This is a genomic window from Corynebacterium jeddahense (genome assembly GCF_028609865.1).
Lineage (GTDB): Bacteria > Actinomycetota > Actinomycetes > Mycobacteriales > Mycobacteriaceae > Corynebacterium > Corynebacterium jeddahense.
Map to the genome: position 1 here is coordinate 1,601,980 of NZ_CP063194.1, position 15,846 is coordinate 1,617,825.

The window sequence follows — 15,846 nt, forward strand, 5'->3', positions numbered from 1 at the left end:
CAGTCCCTAGCCGCGGACGAGCTCCTGCACCTTGGCCACCACTCCGTCGGCCGGGACCTCGAGCGTCTCGCCGCCGCGGATACGCAGCTCCACGATGCCGTCGGCGAAGGAGCGCCCGAGGATGACGATGAACGGCATGCCCAGCAGCTCCGCGTCCTTGAACTTGACGCCGGGGGAAACCTTGGGGCGGTCGTCGTAAAGCACCTCGAGCCCGGCGTCGGAGAGCTCCGCGGCGATGCGCTCGCCGGCTTCGAGCGCCGCGGCGTCCTTGTTCGCCACCGCGACGTGCACCTGGTACGGGGCGATCTCGACGGGCCAGACGAGGCCCTTCTCGTCGTGGCGCTGCTCGGCGATCACGGCGAGCATGCGGGAGATGCCGATGCCGTAGGAGCCCATGGTGGGCACGGCGCGCTTGCCGTTTTCGTCGAGGATCTGCACGTCCATGGCCTCGGTGTACTTGCGGCCGAGCTGGAAGATGTGGCCGAGCTCAATGCCGCGGGCGAGCTCGACGGTGCCGTTGCCGCTCGGCGAGGGGTCGCCCGCCTTGATCTCGGCAGCCTCGATGAACCCGTCGACGGTGAAGTCGCGGCCGGCAACGAGGCCGACGACGTGGCGCTGCGGGGCGTCCGCGCCGGTGATCCAGGACGAGCCTTCGACCACGCGCGGGTCCGCGAGCACGCGCACCCCGTTCGCCTGCAGCCCGCGCGGGCCGATGTAGCCGCGCACAAGGAAGGGGTGCTTGGCAAAGTCCTCGTCGGTGGCGAGCTCGAACGTCGCGGGCTCGAGCGAGGCCTCGAGGCGCTTCTCGTCCAGCTCGCGGTCGCCCGGGATGAGCACGCCGGTGAGCTGCGGGCCGACGGGCGAGCCGTCCTCGTTCAGCGCGCGCGGGTCGTTGATCTTGACCACCATGCACTTGAGGGTGTCGGAGGCTTGGGCCGGACGGCCGTCGATAAGAATGCCCTCGCCGTTAGCCCACTCGACGAGCCCGGCGATGGTCTCGGAGGCGGGCGTGTCGTGCTCGACGGCCTCGGGCAGGCCGTCGCAGCCGCGCGGAGCGGGCGCGACAGTGGTCACGGCCTCGACGTTGGCGGCGTAGTCGCCCGCCGTGGACACGACGAAGGTGTCCTCGCCGTTGTCGGAGTACGCGAGGAACTCCTCGGACGCGGAGCCGCCCATGGCGCCGGAGGTGGCCTTGCAGATCTCGTAGCGCAGGCCCACGCGGTCGAAGATGCGCTGGTAGGTGGCCCGGTGAGCGGCGTACGAAGAAGCCAGGCCCTCGTCGGTCATGTCGAAGGAGTAGCTGTCCTTCATCACAAACTCGCGCCCGCGCAGGATGCCGGCGCGGGGGCGGGCCTCGTCGCGGTACTTCGTCTGGATCTGGTACAGCGTGACCGGGAAGTCCTTGTAGCTCGAGTACAGGTCCTTCACCGCGGTGGTGAACATCTCCTCATGCGTCGGGCCGAGCAGCATGTCCGCGCCCTTGCGGTCCTTGAGGCGGAACAGGTCGTCGCCGTACTCGGTCCAGCGGTTCGTCGCCTCGTAGGGCTCGCGCGGCAGCAGCGCCGGGAAGAGCAGCTCCTGGGCGCCCATCGCGTCCATCTCCTCGCGCACGACGCCCTCGATCTTGCGCAGCGCGCGCAGGCCCAACGGCAGCCAGGAGTACACGCCAGGCGCGGCGCGGCGCACGTAGCCGGCGCGCACGAGCAGCTTGTGGCTGGGCACCTCGGCGTCGGCGGGATCTTCGCGCAGCGTGCGCAGGAACAGCGTGGACAGGCGTGTAATCATGGTTGGCAAGCTTACCGCTAGGGTTTGGCGCATGTTGATCGTGCTCCCGCCCTCCGAGACCAAGGCGCCCGGCGGCGTCGCCGCGCCGATGGCGCTCTCGTTTCCGTCGCTCGATCCGGTGCGCACTTCGCTTATCGACGTCCTCACGGCCACCACCGTCGACACCCAGATGTCCGAGCTGAAGATCCCCGCCGGCAAGCGCGCGGATGCCGAGGAGAACCTGGTGCTGCGGTCCGCGCCGGTCATGCCAGCGATCCGGCGTTACACCGGGGTGCTTTACGACGCCCTCGACGCCGCCTCGCTGTCCGACGCCGCGCTCTCGCGCATCGTCGTCGGATCGGCGCTGTTCGGGCTGGTGCGAGCGACGGATTGCCTGCCGCGCTACCGCGTCTCCGGCGGGTCCAAGGTGGGCGGGAGGACCATGAAGGCGTGGTGGGGTACGTCGGTTAGCGATGTGCTCGCACAGGAGGACTTCGTGGTGGACCTGCGTTCCGGCGCGTACCAGCAGCTCGGCCCGGCGCCGGGGGCGGTGACGGTGCGCGTGGAGCAGGCTGACACCGGCAAAGTGGTCAGCCACTTCAACAAGCATTACAAGGGCGAGCTGGCCCGCGCGCTTGCACTGCATGCCGCAGCGTCGGCCGAGGAAGTTGCCGAGATCGCTTCCGCCGCCGGCTTCAACATTACTGTCGACGGCACGCTGCTCACGATGCGTGTGTAGCTTGAGCGTTATGCCCGCCCAATACCGTCGCTACGCTGCGGCCGCACTGATCTACGCCGCCGGGTTCGCCTACATCTTGCTGCGCTGGGACGCAATCCCCGACCCAGTGCCGGTGCACATCGGCCCCACCGGCGAGGTTGACGGGTTCGCGCCCAAGACGCTGCTCAGCACGACGCTCGCGCTGATCATTGGCGTCGTCGTCTCTGCGGTGATGCCGCTGTTGCTGCCGCCGCGGGCGCTTGCCCGACGCACCGTCGACATTCCGGCGGAGGACGCGCTGCCGTTTTCGGAGACGGTGGCCCGGCGCGTCGAAAAGCTGTGCGACGCCTCCGCAGACATCGTCTCCAAAATCATCCTCGCGCTGGCGGCGTTGCTCACGGTGATGAACATTGCCATGGTGGTACCCGACGTGAGCCTGCCATTCTGGCTAGAGGCCGCGCTGTGGGTCGGATTTCTCGTCTACGTGGTCGTGATTGCGGTGCGACTGACCTCCGCGAAGGACGGTATCGAACCGGACGCGGACGAGCAGGCCCGCAATCAGCAACTGCGCTACCAGGGCGGCATGGGTACGTATTCGGCGCCGAACGATCCGATGGTCGCGGCGGTGCTGCCGTCGAATCCGGGAAAGATCGCGGTGAACACCGCGCACGCGCCGGGCAAGCGCTACGTACGCCGGATGATCCTCGGCGTGGTTGCGACCCCCGTCGTGTGCACCGTGCTGCCTTTCGTGATGTAGCGGGGGCTAAGCCGTCGCGGCCCACAATTTATCGGTTTATCGGCCGAGGCGAATTTATCGGTTTATCGGTTGCACTATTCTGACCAGTATGAACAATCCATTCCGACCGACTTTCGGTGCCAGCCCCCTCGTCTGGGCCGGCCGCGCGACGGTGCTCGGCGATTTTGAGACAGCCATCTTAGGTTCCGTAGGCAATCCGGACCGGTCGATACTGATCTCTGGGTCTCGGGGCATTGGCAAGACGGTGCTGCTCACCGAGCTCGAAGACATTGCGGCACGCCACGGCTGGATCGTGCTCCGCGCCTCAGCACGGGAAAGAATTGCAGAATCGCTCATTGAGTCTGCGATCCCCGAAGCGATTAATCGGCTGTCCCCTCCGCAGCGACGCCAGATAACTGGGTTTTCTGTGGCCGGCATCGGTTCCGTGCAAACAGATGTGGAATCACGCGACCCGGTCCCGAGACTATCCACCCAGCTGCGCGAGCTCATCTCCCATCTCCGCGGCACCGGAGTACTCATCACGATTGACGAGGTGCAGGACGCCTCGCCAGATGATCTCACGCAGGTCGCCGTGGCGTACCAGGATCTGGTGCGTGATGATCTCCCGGTTGCGGTAGCAATGGCTGGGCTGACCCACGGGATCAATACCCTGCTCGACCTGCCCGGCGCAACCTTTCTCCGACGAGCGCGCCACTACGAACTCGGTCCACTCACGCTGGAGGACGCTAACGTTGCGCTCGCTGACACTGCCCGTGACGGCGGTAGAGCTTTCGACGACTCGCAGCGGGCAGCCGAGTTCAGCAAGGGCTACCCCTACCTCGTGCAGCTAGTTGGCTACTTGTCCTGGGAGGCCGCCGACGAACTGGGGCTGGAGAGCATCGATGCCCACGCAGTGTCCGACGCGATCCCTCTCACGCTTGAACGCCTCGGCGTTCAAGTCCTCCAACCAGCGCTACGGGATCTCCCACCACGGCAGATGGAATATCTACGTGCGATGGCCGAGATCGAGGACGAGACCGGTTTGTCTGAGATCTCGACGTCGGCACTAGCGGAGTCTCTCGGCCGCCCTGCCACTTCACTCTCCGACATTCGCGCCCGCCTGATCGAACACGACCTGATCACCTCCGCTGGCTGGGGTCTCATCGAGTTCGCTCAGCCATATCTGGGCCAGTACCTGCTCGACCGCGGACGGCCTCAGCGAATTAGCTAAAACCTCAGACTCCTGTCTCACGCAGGTACCGTCACCACCATGACCGCATCCTCCACCATTGACACCGCCCGCGCCCTTATCGCCGACGCCTCCCACATCGAGGTCTTCACCGGCGCAGGTATGAGCGCCGACAGCGGCATCGCCACCTACCGCGACGCGCAAACCGGCCTGTGGGAGAACGTAGACCCGCAGGACATGGCGTCCATCGACGCGTGGCACGACGACCCTGACACCATGTTCGCGTGGTACCTCTGGCGCGTCCACCTCGCGCAGCGTGCCGAGCCGAACGCCGGCCACATCGCCATCGCGCGCTCGCCAAACACGACGGTGACCACGCAGAACATCGACAACCTCCACGAGCGTGCCGGCAGCAAAGAGGTCGTCCACCTGCACGGCTCGCTGTTCGAGTTTCGCTGTTCGCTTTGCGACGAGCGCTTCGCCCAGCCCATCAACTTCCCCACAGAGCCCGTGGAGGCGATCACTCCCCCGGCCTGCCCTGTCTGCGCCGGCCCGGTGCGCCCCGGGGTGGTGTGGTTCGGCGAGGCCCTGCCGGAGGCCGAATGGAAAGAGGCGGAGCGTCGGATGCGCACCGCCGACGCCCTGGTCATCGTGGGCACCTCCGGCGTGGTCTACCCCGCGGCCGGCCTGCCGCTGCTGGCGCACGCCCGAGAAATTCCAATCATCGAAGTCACGCCGATGCGCACCGACCTGTCGCACCTGTCCGACGTGGTCATCGAGGACACCGCCGCCAACGCCCTGCCCGCCCTCTTGGGCTAACGGGACACTGCTTGTTCGTAGGCTCGGAAAAACCTGCGCGCATTCGCGGGCGTGCCGAGAATGTGGGCAGTTTCCTTCCAGGATCGAAATTCGTCCGCAGAAATGAGCACCGCATCACCGATGCGTGACTGGATCTTTACGTGCTTGCCCTCTACGGTTACCTGCCGCATCAGCTTGTCGAAGTTCTCGCGTGCTTCGTCAACTGTCAGTGCCATCCTGCCTCCTTTGCGCATTTCAGCCTAGCGGCTGGCCCGGAGCACGGTGAAAGTTCTATCGCGAGCGACCTGCTCCACGGACGCGAAGCGGCGCTCCACCTCGCCGCGGTAGCGCAAGTGCGAGTTGTGCACGAGGTACAGCGCCCCGCCCGGAGCCAACAACCGCGCCGAAGCGTCGAGGAGGTGCTGCGCGAGCGTGGCGTCGACGGTGGTGCCGTCGTGGAAAGGAGGGTTGAGCGCGATGGTGTCGAAAGCCGCGTCCGGCAGGCGCGAGCCGGCGTCGTCCCACGTCACCTCCAGCCCGATGGCGCGGGCGGAAAGCACCGCATCGGCGTCCACGTCCGTGGCCACGCCGCCGAGACCCCGCGTGACAGAGCCGTTTCCGCAGCCCAGATCCAACAGGCGGCCGGGCTCGGCTGGCAGGCAGGAGCGCAACAGCTCCCCGCCCCGGTCTGCCTTCGCCCCGGAGAACACGCCCCCGACGGCGACGAGCCCGTCGCCGCGCACCGGCTCGTACGACACCTCTCGCGGCCCCGCGGCGGTAAGGCAGCGGAACTTCCCGCGCCCGCGCGACGCCGCAACCTCCGCGAAGGACTCGCCGAGCACCGCGTTCATGCTGCGCGAAAGGTGTTTGTTGTTCGCGCCGAGCACGACGCGCACATTGTCGTAGCCCGCGCCCGCGATGGAGCGCGCGAGGTAGTCGAGCCGGGCAAGCGACTTCGGCGCCTCCCCGATCGCGACCGCGGCACCGGACGCCCCGGCCAGGTACTTGTCCAGGCGCACGTCGCCGGCTACCTCTGCACCGAGTGCCAGGGCTTTCCCGCTGCGCGCGTAGTCCGGGTCGCAGAAGACCACCCGCGCACCCGTCGCTACCGCCGCGCGGGTGAGCTCAAGCGTCGGGTCGTGGCAGATGAGCACGGTCCCCTGACCGCCCTCCGACAAACCCTGGGAGGCAGAACCAGGAAACGCGTCTTTTTCGGCCGTTCCCAGGCTTTGGCTCCCAGGGTTTGCGCGCTCAGCCACGCCCAACGCGACATCCCAGATCAAGCTATCGAGCGTGCGCAAGGCCCGCGACCTCCCCGAAGACGTAGACGGCGGGGGACGCGACGCCCTCGGCCTCCATGACGTCGGCCAGCGTCGAGGCGGTGGCGAAGAAGGCGCGCTGTGCGTCGGTCTCGCCCTCCTGCACGACGGCGGCCGGGGTCGAGGCGTCAAGGCCGGCCTCGACGAGCGCCGCCGCGATCGCGCGCACGTTGCGCACGCCCATGACCACCACGATCGTGCCGCCGACCCGGGCGAGCGCGCCCCAGTCCACGAGCGAGCGCGGATCCTCGGGCGGCACGTGGCCGGAGACCACCGTGAACGCGTGCGTGGCCCCGCGCTGCGTCACCGGTACGCCGGCCGTCGCGGGCACCGAGATCGCCGATGTCACACCGGGCACCACATCGCAGGTGAGCCCAGCGGCCGCGCACGCCTGGAGCTCCTCAAACCCGCGCCCGAACACGTACGGGTCGCCGCCCTTGAGCCGCACGACGTGTTTGCCCTCGCGCGCGTACGCCACCAGCAGCTCGTTGATCCGCTCCTGCGCCACCTGCTTCGCGTACGGCAGCTTTGCCACGTCGACGACCTCCTTGCCGGTGAGGTCAAGAAATTCGGCGAGCTCCGCGGAGGGCCCGAGGTGGTCGGCGAGGATGACGTCCGCCGCCTCGAGCGCGCGCAGCCCGCGGATGGTCAGCAGGTCCCACGCGCCCGGGCCGCCGCCGACGAGAGTGATGTGGCCGTTTCCCATAGCGCAACAGTCTAGGGTGGGGCCATGACCCGACCCCAGCTCGCCCACTCGCTCGCCGACGCGCTGCCGGAGCTCGCCCACGAGGAGCCGGGCACGCGGTTTGAAAACCCCCAGCTCGTGGCGCTCAACGAGCCGCTCGCCGCAGAGCTCGGCCTCGACGTCGCGTGGTTGCGTAGCCGCGACGGCCTTCGGTTCCTCACCGGCGCCTACGGGGGCCACGCGATGGCGTACGCCGGCCACCAGTTCGGCCAGTTCGTGCCGCTGCTCGGCGACGGCCGCGCGCTACTCCTCGGCGACATCGGCGGGCGCGAGATCCAGCTCAAGGGCTCCGGGCTCACCGTGTTCTCCCGCCGCGGCACGGATGGGGTTGGCGCGGTCGGCCCGATGCTGCGCGAGCACCTCGTCTCCGCGTTCATGCACGCCGCAGGCGTGCCCACCACCCGCTCGCTGGCGGTGCTCACCACGGGCGGCACCGTCATCCGCCAGCAGGGCGCGGTGCCCGGCGGCATCGTCGTGCGCGTGGCAAGGAGCCACCTGCGCGTGGGCACCGTGCAGTACGCGGCGACGCAGTCGGAAGAGCTGACCCAGAAGGTTGTGCAGGCGGCGGGGTTCATGGACGCCGAGACGATGCTCGCCGAAGTCACCCGCCGCCAGTTCGACCTCGTCGCGCGCTGGATGCGCATCGGCTTCGTGCACGGGGTGATGAACACGGACAACGTCGCGCTCTCCGGCGAGACCATCGACTACGGGCCGTGCGCGTTCACCGAGCGTTTCGACGGCGCTGCGAGCTTCTCCTCCATCGACCGCCACGGCCGCTACGCCTTTGGCAACCAGCCCAACATCATCGCCTGGAACATGGCCCGCCTCGCCGAGGCACTCTACCCGCTGCTCGGGGCGGAGAAGGTCGACGCGTACGTCAAGACCGTCCAGGCCACCTGGGACGAGGCGTGGGCGAGGTGGATCGGCGCGGACCTCGACGGCCTCAACGCGGCGGCCGACATCACCACCTACAACCGCGAGCACGGCATTGGCGGGACACCCGGTCCGGTCTTCATCCCGCGCAACCACATGCTCCAGGAGGCGATCGACGCCGCCGAGCAGCACGGCGACTACGACAAGTACCACGCCCTGCTCGCCGCCGTGAGTGACCCGTACAACGAAAAGGCCGGGCCCGAATGGATGGCCCGGCCTGAGGGGCAGCTCCCCTACGTCACGTTCTGCGGCACATAACGCGAAAAGCTTGTAAAAATCGACATTCCACCCTTAGTGTCAGGGTGGTTGTGAACGACGAACCGTAGGAGGTTTTGTTCATGACCGATTCGCAGTTGCCTCAGTTGGTGCCGTCGACGTTGACGTCGCCACCGGTTGCTGAAGCCCCGGTGGTTGCCCGAAAGGTCAAGCCTAAGACGTCGCGCGAGGAGGTCGAGGAGATCTTGTCGCAGCCGCCGCGTGTGCTGGCGGCGGGGGAAGTACTCGATGAGGAGACGTTGGCGTCGCTTGAGGCTGTGGCGTTCGTGTTCTCCCCGTACCGCGTGACTGGCCTTGGAAAGTGGTTTCATCCAGCGCAGCAGCGGCAGATGATCACGATTTACAACCTGTTGCCGCATGGCACGAAAGGCCCGTGGTGCGCCCGGCAGGGAATCGAGTATCCCCATATCGGGCGGTGGGCCCGCGCATTGCAGAAGTCGAAAACTATTGACGACGGCGTTGACGGCGTCGAGCGCGCCAAACACATGGTTGATGCTGCCTACCTGGGCAGACCGAGTGCGGAGTACATCCGTGAGGTGGTCGTCGAGTACGGGTTAGTGCCGCATGGCCAGAAAGAAGCCTGGTTGGTGGCGCATGGACTTGCTGGTCACACCGTGCGACGCTGGACAGCAATGGTGGCTGACGGTGACCTGCCAACACGCACAAGACCAAGGAGGATTGGAACGTTGACGATGGATGAATGCGCCGAAATTCAGCAGCTGCGCAAGGAAATTTCCGCGCTGACGCAGGACAAACGCAAGATCGAACTCGATGCCAAACGCCGTGAAGAAGCAATGCAGCGTGCCTTAGATAAGGCGACGGAAAGGGCAGAGCGGGCTGAGCTGGCCACTGATGTGTTGGGAAAAGCTTTAGCGACCATGCCAGGAGCACCTGGCGTGGACTCAAACGCGGAGGAAAAGTCCTCACCGACGCCCAACAACGCCTCTACGAGCAAGGCCGGCAAGCAGAAGAAACGCTGATCAACCAGCTCGTTTCCGTCGGCTACTCCAAAACGAAGGCGATGGGCATCATCGGTGCCTCGCGCAGCCGGGTCTTCTACGAAACCAATCCGCGCCCACGCACCGACAACCCGATCCCGCATCACCAACGCCGGATCAACCGGCTGTCTGATGCCACAGTCACAGACATAGTGGAGCTGCTGGACGACAATCCGCATTGCGGGGTGGACCAGGTGTTTTACGCCGCGTTGAACAACGGGACCTACCTGGCGAGCCTGCGCAGCTTCTACCGGGTGGCTAAAGCCCACGGCAAACTGCTGCACCAACGCCACAACACCAAAGCCAGACAAGCCAAACGCCGCCGCGACGCCACACCGCCGCATGTGCACGCCACCGCCCCCGGGCAGGTACTGTGCTGGGATATCACGTTTTTGCCTGGCCAATACTACGGACAGACCTTCGCGTTGCACATGGTGATCGATCTGTACTCGCGCGCCATCGTCGGGTTCGTCGTCGCAGAACGAGAAAACAGCCAGCTTGCAGCAGCGATGTTCGCCGACATCTTCACCCGTTTTCCAAATGTGCACACTGTCCACTCCGACAACGGCGCTGCCATGACCAGCAAACGACTCGGCAAACTGTTTGCCGAACATGGTGTGGCCCGCTCATTGAACCGGCCGCACACCAGCAACGACAACCCGCACACCGAGTCGGTGTTCCACACCCTAAAGACTAGGACCTACTACCCGAAAACCTTCACCACGCTGGGCGAAGCAAACACCTGGGTCAGCGCTTGGGTGCCGGTCTACAACGCCACCCCACACAGCGGGATCAACTACTACCCACCACAAGCAGTCCTCGACGGCACCTGGAGCGAACTGCAACGCAAACGAGAAGAAGGGATGCGAAACGCGCTAAGCAAAGGCACCATCACACAACTACCGGACACCAAAGCTGGCACAGGCCTCCCGGCAGAAGTCAGCATCATCCGCACCACCACCCAAACCGCCCCAACCCCACAACCCATCACGATCTAACACCCAAACCCGTTCACAACCACTTGACACAAAGCGCCAAGGCGACCTGGCGCCTTCCCACCTGGGAGAACGCCGAACCGCTGTCGATTTTTACAAGCTTTCGTTCAAAGGACCCTATGCGTTGCCGAGGTGGTTCTCGTCGGTATCCAGGCCCAGCGTCTTCTGAGTCCACTCCCACTGCTCCTCGTAGGCCGCCTTGTCGCGCTTGAGGGCCTTGCCGTACGTCGGGAACATCTCGTGGAGCTTGTCCGACCAATCGATCATGTGCTCGCCGAAGCAGCGCTCGAGCAGCTCGATCATCGCGGCCGGGGTGATGGAGGCCCCCGGGGAGGCACCGAGGACGCCGGCGATGGTGCCGTTCTGGTCGTTGACCAGGGCGGTACCGAACTCGAGCGAGCCGAAGCGCGGGAACGCGGCCGGCTTGATCACCTGCACGCGCTGGCCGGCGACCACAACCTCCCAGTCCTTGCCGTCGGCGGCCGGGTAGTACTCGTGGAGCATGTCCACCTTGCCGTCGAAGTCACGGAAGACCTCGGAGACCAGGTACTTCACCAGGTCGATGTTCGTCGCCGCAACGCCGAGGTAGGACGGGATGTTGTCGAAGCGGATGGACTTGAACAGGTCGAGGTAGGACCCCTGCTTGAGGAACTTCGGGCTCCAGCCGCCGTACGGGCCGAAGAGCAGCGACTCCTCGCCGTCCACGACGCGCAGGTCGAGGTGCGGCACGGACATCGGCGGGGCGCCGACCTTCGCCTTGCCGTACACCTTCGCCTTGTGCTGCTGCACGAGCTCCTGGTTCGTGGTCTTGAGCCACATGCCCGAGATCGGGAAGCCCGCGTAGCCGTGCACCTCCGGCACGCCCGCCTTGCGCAGCAGGTCGAGCGCGTAGCCGCCGGCGCCGACGAAGACGAAGCGGGCGCGCACGACCTGCTTGTCGCCGGTGTGCACGTTCTTCACCGTGACCTTCCAGAAGTTGCCCTCGCGCTTGATGTTGGTCACCTCGCGCCCGTAGCGGATCTCGGTGCCGTTGCGCTTCGCGCCGTCGAGGAACTGGCGAGTAAGCGAGCCGTAGTTGATGTCGGTGCCGGCGTCGGTCCAGGAGATGGCCACCGGCTCGGCGTCGAAGTCGCGGCCCTGGGACATGAGCGGCAGCTTCTCTGCGAACGTGTCGCGGTCGTCGGTGAACTGCATGTTCGGGAACATGTGGTTGCCCGACAGGGCGTCGTAACGCTTGCGCAGGTACTTAATCTGGTCTTCGCCCTGGGCGAAGGACACGTGCGGGCAGGGGTTGATGAACGCGCGCGGCTCCTTGAGCACGCCGTGCTCCACCTGGTAAGACCAGAACTGGCGGGAGAGCTGGAACTTCTCGTTGATCGCCTGCGCCTTGGTCACGTCGATGCGGCCGTTCTTCTCCGGCGTGTAGTTCAGCTCGCACAGCGCGGAGTGTCCGGTACCGGCGTTGTTGAACGGGTACGAGGACTCCTCGGCCGGGCCGTCGAGGCGCTCGAAGATCATCTGGCTCCAGTCGGGCTCCAGTTCGTGGAGCATGGAGCACAGCGTCGCGCTCATAATGCCGGCGCCGACGTGCAGGATGTCCACCTCGTCCGCGTACTTGTTACCACCGTTGTCAGACATATGCAGTCATCCTTTTAGGGTTTCGACAATTTTGGAGTACGGCCATTCTACGTCCCCCAGCTCGTAAAAGCTCATAAGGCGTATCGACGCCCAGAGGCCCTCCCCACCGCCCCAGTATCATCGGCCGCATGAGGCACGACACATCCCACGGCGAAGCACCCTTGGAGTGGCAACCCGACGTCCTCGGCGAGGGCTACGAGCAGGCAGTTCTCCACCTCGCCAAGGACCCCGACACGAAGCGGCGCCCGCGCGCGGTGCTCGTGCGGGACAAGAGGGCACTGTCGCACAACCGGCAAAGCGGCAAACCCGCGGTGCTGTGGGTGCACGGCATGTCGGACTACTTCTTTCAGACACACGTGGCGGACGAGCTGAGCGAGCACGGGCACGCGTTCTACGCGCTCGACCTACGCCGCTGCGGGCGTGCGCACCGCAAGGGTGAGCGCTGGCACTTCACCCTCGACATGCGGCGCTACTTCGAGGAGCTCACGCTCGCGCTGCGCACCATCGCGAAGGAGCACGGCTCGGTGGCGGTGCTCGCGCACTCGACGGGCGGGCTCATCGTGCCACTGTGGGCGGACCACCTACGCCGAGAGCAGCCGGAGGACCATAAGCTCCTGGCGGGCGTGCTGCTCAACAGCCCGTGGCTCGACCTGCAGTTCCCGCGTTGGGTGGTGGTGCCGCTGCGCCCGGTGGTCAACGCGCTCGGCGCGGTCTTCCCCTCCCTCCCGCTGCCGGCGGGCGGCGAGGGAACGTACGGGCAGTCGATCTACAACGGCGCACACGGCGAGTGGGACTTCAACACCGAGTGGAAGCCGCTTGGCGGCCACCGGAAGTACCTTGGCTGGATGCGGGCGGTGGTCAAGGCCCAGGAGCCGGTCCACGGCGGCGAGGTGGACACCGGGGTGCCCACGCTCACCCTGTGCTCCTCGCACTCGTACCTGGGCAAGGAGTACTCCCCCGCCGCCGACACCGCGGACACCGTGCTCGACGTCGAGCAGATCCAGTGCTGGGCGCCCACCCTCACCGAGGGGGCGCAGGTGCAGGTGATCGACGGCGCCCGCCACGACGTCTACCTCTCCGAACGCCACGCCCGCGAGGCCGCGTTCAAGGCCACGCTGACCTGGCTCGACGCGCTCAACTGCGCTGGCTAGACGCGCTCGCCTGCGCGCAGTAACGTTTGTACGCGTTACGCACATATATATAGAGGAGAAGTGCATGAGCGCGACCGCTTCCGCCGGAGCCCCCGAGGCGACCCAGTTCGACCTGATCATCGTGGGTGCGGGGTCCGGCAACTCCATCCTCACCCCGGAGTTCGACGACAAAAAGGTCGCGCTCGTGGAGAAGGGCGCGTTCGGTGGCACGTGCCTCAACGTCGGCTGCATCCCGACCAAGATGTACGTCCTCGCCGCCGAGCAGGCCTACGCCCCGCGCGAGGCGGCGAAGCTCGGCGTGGACCTCACCTTCAACGGCGCGGACTGGGACGCCATTAAGGAACGCGTCTTCGACCGGCGCATCGACGTCATTGCCAAGGGCGGCGAGGACTACCGCCGCAACGGCTGCCCGAACGTCACCGTCTACGACACGGAGGCGTCCTTCACCGGACCCAAGACCCTGCGTACCGGGCGCGGCGGCGCCGAAGAGACCATCACCGCGGACACGATCATCCTTGCCGCGGGTGCGCGCCCCTTCATCCCCGACTGGGCGAAGGGCGTGCCCTTCCACACCAACGAGGACATCATGCGCCTTGAGCGCCAACCGAAGACGCTGACCATCGTCGGCGGCGGCTTCATCGCCATGGAGTTCGCGCACGTCTTCGACGCGCTGGGCACCGAGGTAACCATCGTGAGCCGTTCGCAGCTCCTCCGCCACCTGGATAAGGACCTGTGCGAGCCATTCAACGAGCTCGCCACCGAGCGCTACACCACCCACATCGGCCGCACAGTCGCTTCCGCCTCCAGCACGGGCGACGCGGTGATGCTCACGCTTGACGACGGCACCAAGGTCACCTCCGAGGCACTCCTCATCGCCACCGGCAGGACCCCCAACAGCGACACCCTCGACGTCGCCGCCGGCGGAATCGACGTTCACCCGGACGGGCGCGTCCAGGTCGACGAGTTCGGCCGCACCACCGCCGACGGGGTCTGGGCGCTCGGCGACCTCTCCTCCCCGTACCAGCTCAAACACGTGGCAAACGCGGAGACCCGGGCAGTGTCCAGGAACGTGCTCGCCGCCTGGTCCGGCGCCGGCGACGACGCGCTCACCCCGATGCCGCACGAGCACGTGCCGTCCGCGATCTTCACCCACCCGCAGATCGCCACCGTCGGCCTCACCGAGGAGCAGGCCCGTGAACAGGGCGCGGACGTCACGGTCAAGGTGCAGAACTACGGCGACGTGGCCTATGGCTGGGGGCTGGAGGACAGCACCGGCGTGGTCAAACTCGTCGCGCATCGCGGGACCGGCAAGCTGCTCGGCGCGCACTACATGGGGCCGCAGGCGTCAACGCTCATCCAGCAGATGATCACCGTTTTGGCCTATGACCTGGACTTACGCGAGTTCCCGCGCTCCCAGTACTGGATCCACCCTGCGCTGGCGGAGGTCACGGAGAACGCAATCCTTGGCCTCGACTTGACGTTCAAGGAAGTCTAAACCTCAACTTCATCCCCATTTTGGGGGTTATGTCTCGATTGGGCAACGATTGACGTACAAGCGACTAAAAACGCACGTCACAGTTCCACGGCTGCGGACAGCCTTTTCAGGGAACTCACAAATATCCAACCTTTTATGGATTTCTGAACGAAAACTTCAAGGGGACTTGCACACAGCGGCAAGGGTTCGGCTATTGTCATCTTCGACACCGGGACCGAGTCGCAAGACTTGATATCGGTCCTAGGAGCTCAATGCCCCTGGACTTCTTTGAATTCCACCCGGACGTCGTGCAAGAACTATCAGAGAAGGATTTCGTTTCATGCGTAATTTCCGTAAGGCAGCCCTGGCCGGCGCAACCGCCGTCGCAGTGGCATTCGGCTCCACCGCAGTTGCAACCGCTGCTCCTGTGAAGGACGACACCAACAAGTCCGTCACCACCATCACCCTCGCTCAGGCTGAGGCGAACGTCGACAAGACCAAGGCTGAGGCAGAGCAGGCCGAGAAGACTCTCGAGGCCGCAAAGAAGGCCAACGAAACCGCCCAGCAGCAGGCCGAAGACGCGAAGAAGGCCACCGGCATCCTCAATGACGCGGCTGAGAAGTCCGAGGCTGAGGCTCAGAAGGCTGGCGCCACCCAGGCCGTCAAGGACAAGGCTACCGCTGACCGCAAGCTCGCCAACGACGCAAAGGCACGGCAGACGGACGCCGAGAAGCTTCGCGACGCTGCCGTCGAGGACCTGAAGAACGCTCAGGCTGATCTCAAGAAGAAGAAGGACGCCTACCAGGACGCCAAGAAGGTGCGCGACGACATCCTGAAGACCCAGGAAATCGAGCGCATCGAGAAGGACAACAAGGGCATCGACGTCTACAAGGACGGCGTCAACTCCAAGGACTCCGACTACGCGATGGGCTACGACGTCTTCGGCAAGAACAAGAACCACGATCAGACTCCGACCTGGGCTGTCTCTCTCTACGGCGCTACCTGGTTCCTGGTTGCGTCCGCGATCGCTGGCCTCGTGGTCGGCCCGCTCTACAACTTCATCGTCCACGGTCCGGTCAAGTTCTAAGCGGAAACCCGCTAGACCTCCATTT

The 15,846-nt window shown here is 65.8% G+C and carries 15 protein-coding genes; 10 read left to right on the forward strand and 5 right to left on the reverse strand.

All coding sequences use genetic code 11. The annotated features are described in order from the left end of the window. Positions 1-6: 6 nt before the first annotated feature. A complete protein-coding gene (locus CJEDD_RS07820; protein ID WP_042404648.1) occupies positions 7-1,785 on the reverse strand; it encodes a proline--tRNA ligase in 1,779 nt (592 codons plus the stop codon). 31 nt (positions 1,786-1,816) lie between these two features. Between CJEDD_RS07820 and CJEDD_RS07825 the strand changes: the two genes are divergently transcribed. From CJEDD_RS07825 to CJEDD_RS07840, 4 genes are all read left to right on the forward strand, one after another. Continuing rightward, complete coding sequence (locus CJEDD_RS07825; protein ID WP_042404650.1) at positions 1,817-2,503, forward strand: YaaA family protein; 687 nt, start codon at positions 1,817-1,819, stop codon at positions 2,501-2,503. A gap of 10 nt (positions 2,504-2,513) precedes the next feature. After that, positions 2,514-3,239, forward strand: a complete 726-nt coding sequence (locus tag CJEDD_RS07830) for a DUF1648 domain-containing protein (protein WP_042404652.1) — start codon at positions 2,514-2,516, stop codon at positions 3,237-3,239. 88 nt (positions 3,240-3,327) lie between these two features. Further along, positions 3,328-4,449 (forward strand): ATP-binding protein, encoded by a 1,122-nt coding sequence (locus CJEDD_RS07835; RefSeq protein ID WP_042404654.1) that lies wholly within the window; start codon positions 3,328-3,330, stop codon positions 4,447-4,449. A gap of 39 nt (positions 4,450-4,488) precedes the next feature. Beyond that, positions 4,489-5,226, forward strand: a complete 738-nt coding sequence (locus tag CJEDD_RS07840; RefSeq protein WP_042404656.1) for an NAD-dependent deacylase — start codon at positions 4,489-4,491, stop codon at positions 5,224-5,226. Here the strand turns inward: CJEDD_RS07840 and CJEDD_RS07845 are convergent. From CJEDD_RS07845 to cobA, 3 genes are all read right to left on the reverse strand, one after another. Further along, on the reverse strand, positions 5,223-5,441 hold the full coding sequence (locus tag CJEDD_RS07845) for a type II toxin-antitoxin system Phd/YefM family antitoxin (protein ID WP_042404658.1): 219 nt from the start codon (positions 5,439-5,441) through the stop codon (positions 5,223-5,225). The genes CJEDD_RS07840 and CJEDD_RS07845 overlap by 4 nt on opposite strands. A 24-nt stretch (positions 5,442-5,465) precedes the next feature. Further along, positions 5,466-6,359, reverse strand: a complete 894-nt coding sequence (locus CJEDD_RS07850) for a class I SAM-dependent methyltransferase (RefSeq protein ID WP_273657466.1) — start codon at positions 6,357-6,359, stop codon at positions 5,466-5,468. Between the two features lie 130 nt (positions 6,360-6,489). Further along, on the reverse strand, positions 6,490-7,230 hold the full coding sequence (cobA, locus tag CJEDD_RS07855; protein ID WP_052333889.1) for a uroporphyrinogen-III C-methyltransferase: 741 nt from the start codon (positions 7,228-7,230) through the stop codon (positions 6,490-6,492). 24 nt (positions 7,231-7,254) lie between these two features. On the opposite strand from cobA, the gene CJEDD_RS07860 reads away from it, so the two are divergent. From CJEDD_RS07860 to CJEDD_RS07870, 3 genes are all read left to right on the forward strand, one after another. Then, positions 7,255-8,460 carry a protein adenylyltransferase SelO family protein gene (locus CJEDD_RS07860; RefSeq protein WP_042410420.1) on the forward strand — a complete coding sequence of 402 codons (1,206 nt, stop codon included), beginning with the start codon at positions 7,255-7,257 and terminating at the stop codon, positions 8,458-8,460. 80 nt (positions 8,461-8,540) lie between these two features. Beyond that, a complete protein-coding gene (locus tag CJEDD_RS07865; protein WP_042410540.1) occupies positions 8,541-9,458 on the forward strand; it encodes a hypothetical protein in 918 nt (305 codons plus the stop codon). Further along, on the forward strand, positions 9,455-10,474 hold the full coding sequence (locus tag CJEDD_RS07870; protein WP_273657694.1) for an IS3 family transposase: 1,020 nt from the start codon (positions 9,455-9,457) through the stop codon (positions 10,472-10,474). Before CJEDD_RS07865 ends, CJEDD_RS07870 begins: the two co-directional genes overlap by 4 nt. Before the next feature lie 114 nt (positions 10,475-10,588). On the opposite strand, the gene mqo is transcribed toward CJEDD_RS07870, so the two are convergent. Next, positions 10,589-12,109, reverse strand: a complete 1,521-nt coding sequence (gene mqo, locus CJEDD_RS07875; protein WP_042409365.1) for a malate dehydrogenase (quinone) — start codon at positions 12,107-12,109, stop codon at positions 10,589-10,591. 128 nt (positions 12,110-12,237) lie between these two features. Between mqo and CJEDD_RS07880 the strand changes: the two genes are divergently transcribed. The 3 genes from CJEDD_RS07880 to CJEDD_RS07890 all read left to right on the forward strand — a co-directional run bounded on the left by CJEDD_RS07880 (position 12,238) and on the right by CJEDD_RS07890 (position 15,821). After that, the gene (locus CJEDD_RS07880; protein WP_042409363.1) at positions 12,238-13,260 is read left to right on the forward strand and encodes an alpha/beta hydrolase; all 1,023 of its coding nucleotides are present in this window, start codon (positions 12,238-12,240) and stop codon (positions 13,258-13,260) included. 64 nt (positions 13,261-13,324) lie between these two features. Then, complete coding sequence (gene mtr / locus CJEDD_RS07885) at positions 13,325-14,755, forward strand: mycothione reductase (RefSeq protein ID WP_042409361.1); 1,431 nt, start codon at positions 13,325-13,327, stop codon at positions 14,753-14,755. A 319-nt stretch (positions 14,756-15,074) separates the two neighbouring features. Continuing rightward, a complete protein-coding gene (locus CJEDD_RS07890) occupies positions 15,075-15,821 on the forward strand; it encodes a hypothetical protein (RefSeq protein WP_157034521.1) in 747 nt (248 codons plus the stop codon). Positions 15,822-15,846 lie beyond the last annotated feature (25 nt).

Excerpts from the sequence above, each read along its gene's own strand:
- CJEDD_RS07820 (WP_042404648.1), bottom strand. The coding sequence starts at position 1,785 with ATGATTACACGCCTGTCCACGCTGTTCCTGCGCACGCTGCGCGAAGAT.
- CJEDD_RS07825 (WP_042404650.1), top strand. The coding sequence starts at position 1,817 with ATGTTGATCGTGCTCCCGCCCTCCGAGACCAAGGCGCCCGGCGGCGTC.
- CJEDD_RS07830 (WP_042404652.1), top strand. The coding sequence starts at position 2,514 with ATGCCCGCCCAATACCGTCGCTACGCTGCGGCCGCACTGATCTACGCC.
- CJEDD_RS07835 (WP_042404654.1), top strand. The coding sequence starts at position 3,328 with ATGAACAATCCATTCCGACCGACTTTCGGTGCCAGCCCCCTCGTCTGG.
- CJEDD_RS07840 (WP_042404656.1), top strand. The coding sequence starts at position 4,489 with ATGACCGCATCCTCCACCATTGACACCGCCCGCGCCCTTATCGCCGAC.
- CJEDD_RS07845 (WP_042404658.1), bottom strand. The coding sequence starts at position 5,441 with ATGGCACTGACAGTTGACGAAGCACGCGAGAACTTCGACAAGCTGATG.
- cobA (WP_052333889.1), bottom strand. The coding sequence starts at position 7,230 with ATGGGAAACGGCCACATCACTCTCGTCGGCGGCGGCCCGGGCGCGTGG.
- CJEDD_RS07860 (WP_042410420.1), top strand. The coding sequence starts at position 7,255 with ATGACCCGACCCCAGCTCGCCCACTCGCTCGCCGACGCGCTGCCGGAG.
- CJEDD_RS07865 (WP_042410540.1), top strand. The coding sequence starts at position 8,541 with ATGACCGATTCGCAGTTGCCTCAGTTGGTGCCGTCGACGTTGACGTCG.
- mqo (WP_042409365.1), bottom strand. The coding sequence starts at position 12,109 with ATGTCTGACAACGGTGGTAACAAGTACGCGGACGAGGTGGACATCCTG.
- CJEDD_RS07880 (WP_042409363.1), top strand. The coding sequence starts at position 12,238 with ATGAGGCACGACACATCCCACGGCGAAGCACCCTTGGAGTGGCAACCC.
- mtr (WP_042409361.1), top strand. The coding sequence starts at position 13,325 with ATGAGCGCGACCGCTTCCGCCGGAGCCCCCGAGGCGACCCAGTTCGAC.
- CJEDD_RS07890 (WP_157034521.1), top strand. The coding sequence starts at position 15,075 with ATGCGTAATTTCCGTAAGGCAGCCCTGGCCGGCGCAACCGCCGTCGCA.